Annotated in this window: 4 protein-coding genes; 1 reads left to right on the forward strand and 3 read right to left on the reverse strand. The window is 59.8% G+C overall.

Translation table 11 applies throughout. The features are described from left to right. Positions 1 to 32: 32 nt before the first annotated feature. Together Q322_RS0119760 and Q322_RS0119765 are read right to left on the reverse strand one after the other, a co-directional pair. A complete protein-coding gene (locus Q322_RS0119760; RefSeq protein ID WP_029479555.1) occupies positions 33 to 500 on the reverse strand; it encodes a putative iron-sulfur cluster-binding metallochaperone in 468 nt (155 codons plus the stop codon). A gap of 33 nt (positions 501 to 533) precedes the next feature. Beyond that, positions 534 to 953 (reverse strand): MerR family DNA-binding protein, encoded by a 420-nt coding sequence (locus Q322_RS0119765; RefSeq protein WP_029479556.1) that lies wholly within the window; start codon positions 951 to 953, stop codon positions 534 to 536. Positions 954 to 1,524: 571 nt separating this feature from the next. Between Q322_RS0119765 and Q322_RS0119770 the strand changes: the two genes are divergently transcribed. Beyond that, entirely contained in the window at positions 1,525 to 1,731 is a 207-nt protein-coding gene (locus tag Q322_RS0119770; RefSeq protein ID WP_029479557.1) for a hypothetical protein, read from the forward strand. A 341-nt stretch (positions 1,732 to 2,072) separates the two neighbouring features. Here the strand turns inward: Q322_RS0119770 and Q322_RS21415 are convergent, their stop codons facing one another. Then, positions 2,073 to 2,702, reverse strand: a complete 630-nt coding sequence (locus tag Q322_RS21415) for a hypothetical protein (RefSeq protein ID WP_245593332.1) — start codon at positions 2,700 to 2,702, stop codon at positions 2,073 to 2,075. Positions 2,703 to 3,278: the final 576 nt, after the last annotated feature.

Genomic DNA, 3,278 nt, shown 5'->3' on the forward strand with positions numbered 1-3,278 from the left:
CCCCCCGCCGATCACCACGGCGTCGTAGCGCGTCATGCCTGCTCCTGGCGGCCCAGACTCCGCAGAACGGTCACAACATTGCCCAGGCAGCAACTGCCCTGCGGATTGTTGACCTCACACCCGCAACGTCCGGCTTGGACATGGGCGCGGACCGATGCTTCCAGGGCCTGACCCGTCCCTGAGGCCGCTGCCGCGCTGAGGTCAGCTCGCGTGTGTCCGAAGCAGTAGCAGACTGGAATCCCGGGAGCCTGATCCTTCTGGAAGACCGGCACCTTGAGGTCTTCCGTGCGGTAGGTCTGGGCAGCGCTGAAGTACACCACGTCGCAGGCCGGGTCCGGGCACAGCCGGAAGGTGTCGTCCGGCGTCAGTCGGGCCAGGGCAAGCGGGGTCAGCAGGGCCTTGAGGGTGATCAGGGGCACCGCTTTTCCACGGGTGCCACTGACTGGGCAGGACGTGACGTCCTGCCCGGGGGCGCTGGACGCGCAGCAGTTGAGTTCCATGCCCAAAGCTAGAGTCTCCCCCCAGGAGGAGAGTCAAGGGGCCGGTGGATTCAGGTACACGCAGCCCGCCGTATCGCACTCGGGATCAGGGTGCGTCTGGGCATACGCCAGCCGCCCGGCGAGTTCGGCTTCCAACGCCTGAAGCTGGGTCAGTTGCTGGCGCACCGCCTGGAGATGCGCTCGCAGTTCTTCCTGGACCTCCGCGCACGGTTTGTGGCCCTCTGCCCGCAGGCGGAGGATGCGGGCGATCTCGCCGAGGGTAAATCCGACGTGCTGGGCGGACCGGATGAACTGCACACGCGCCACACTCTCGGCGGTATACGTCCGGTAGCCGCTCTCTTTGCGTCGGTGTTCAAGGAGGCCGAGGTCTGTCCAGTAGCGCAGGGCCTTGACCCCTTCACCGGTTTCGGCGGCCAGGTGTCCGATGGAAAGCGGCGCGGGGTGAGGAATCATGTCCCGAGTGTCGCAATTTTGTGGGCAGGGCATCGTGGGATGCGTTGCTCCGCACGGACTCGCATCCTGGTTAAGTGGAAATAACCCTGTGCAAACCCTTTCAACTGCGCCGCTTTTCGATTCCAGGCAATCCAGCTCAGCGCACCCGGAATGATTTCCATCAGGTCTGGCTGGAAGTGAGCTGGCCCCTTCCGCTGAGGGGTCTCCTAGACCGCCCTACCCAGGTGTCGCTTTCGCTTAGCGTACAAAAATTCCTGGATCGTGTCTTGACCCCTTAAAGAAATCAAGGCGGCCTGCGGGCCGCTTTTTCGTTGCCACTGGAAAGGTCAGCACAGGGAGAAAGTCCTACACCCCCCTCTTTGCTGATTCTTTTTTCGGTCCTCGCTGGCCTTGCCCGTCTGTCCCAGGTGAACCTGCGCTGTAGAGGGACGCATCGGTCCGGCAAACCACTTGGTCAGAACTTGAGACGGGCTTAAAGCGGCGTTCAAGGAGGTCCATTTCTCAGTGGGTCTCCACGCGCAGCTCACATCGGCGTCCGCGAAACGCCTTAGAACTAAGGTCAGGAGGCACTATGAAATTCTCAACTGTGCTCTACACGCTCGGCTTCGCGTCTATCGTCATCTCCGCCCTTAACTTTATTGAGGGTAAGCAAATTCCCGAAGGCCAGAAAAAAGATGATAAGCAGCACGATGGCAACTTCATCGGTCACTGGGCTCCTACCTTCTTTGTACTCGCCCATGTCGTCGAAGACCGCGAGCACCGCAAGGAGATGGAATAGACCAGGCCTCAGTACCCGACAGTTTTTTGAGGGGCTTGAAATATCACGTCTGACACATCAGAACAGAACGTGTCCCCCACTACCCTGCCCCAACCTGCTCGGTGCTTCACCGCTCAATTCCCGAAGTATCGCAAAAACCAGGTCGGACTGCTCTCCATGGTCGTGCTGGCCCTCATCCAGGCGAAGGATGTCCGGCACACGGAACTCGCTGAGCGCTTCCTGGGAAGCACCCAGACATCGTCGGTCATCCACCGCCAATACCTCCCCCGTAAAGAAGATGGGCGCTTCCCATCCCTAGATCAGTGGCCGATCACAAGAGGGAGGTGCCATGAGTGTGCGATCTACATGTTCGCTGGCTGATCCGGATCGGCCGTTGTTCCCTTCGGTGCCTTGAACATCAGACTCTGCGTGTAGGGTGCTTTCTCGCCTCCCATAAAAGCCATGGCCGTTTTGGCGTAAAAGTCGCGCGCGTCCTGCCAGGTTCGGCGACCCGTCGAAATATCGTGCGCCAAGTTGAGCGCCAGCATATTCATCTCTTCCTTGTCACAGCGCGCCGAGATTTCACCCTTCGTGCGTTCGACAATCACGCTGCCGTCGTAATGAGCTAGGTCGTCGTACCGCTCCAGCGGCACCCGGTAGTCCACAAACTGCTCGAGCATATCCGGATGGGGCACGGGGAAGCGGTGCGGGATCGTGTCCCGGTTGACGATGGTGCGCTTCCAGACCCCGTTGTTATGCCAGATCAGCATGCTCACGGTGAACTCTTGAGGCGGTCCGTACTTAGCCATGATCTTCATGGCCACTTCCCGCGAGACCTGGGGCCAGCTCTGGATCACGCTGGACGCGGTCGAGCCGGTCGGGCCACTGCCCCCAGCCAGCGCACTGACCTGGGTCGCGCCAGCGGTCAACAGCAGGCCCCGAACGATGGTGCGGCGGCTGACGGACGTGTCCTTCTCTGTGGGTTCACACATGTGCATCCTCCTGGAAGTAGGCCCACCTTGAACGACACCATGAAGCGGCGCTGTTCAGGTCAGCCTGTGAAGAGAGCGAAGACACCGGGCAGTCCAGACTACGCATCCTCCTTTTTCCTGTGCCGTACACCGGGCGTATAGGGAGAAAACCAGGCACCTGTGACCGGGCAGGCGACCAGTCTCTTGATTATTCACTACACCTGACCTTGGTGTGTCGTCCACAAGACACGGGGGCTTGGCGTTACCTTCTAAGTTTGGAGAATGAACAGTCACATCCCCGATCAGCAACCGATACCGCGACGTGATCGTGATTAGTGCGGGTCATCCCTTCAGGCCGCTGAATTTTGACCGGAAAGCCGCCTAAAACTGCCCAAACCATTGGGTAAAACAGCGAGCGAGAGATTGGAGGACGGGAGGAGACGCACCCTGTTCTGCCGCGTAGGACAGAATTTTTCAAGCTCTATAAAACTGTCGAGTACTGAGTGGGCTTGCCCCGCTATTGCGTAGTTGAGGTTAAGCGGCTTTAGCCTGGCGTTCGAACTCGTGAGGTGTCAAGTAGCCCAGTGTGGAGTGGCG

Origin of the sequence: Deinococcus frigens DSM 12807, assembly GCF_000701425.1 — a bacterium.
Taxonomy (GTDB): domain Bacteria; phylum Deinococcota; class Deinococci; order Deinococcales; family Deinococcaceae; genus Deinococcus; species Deinococcus frigens.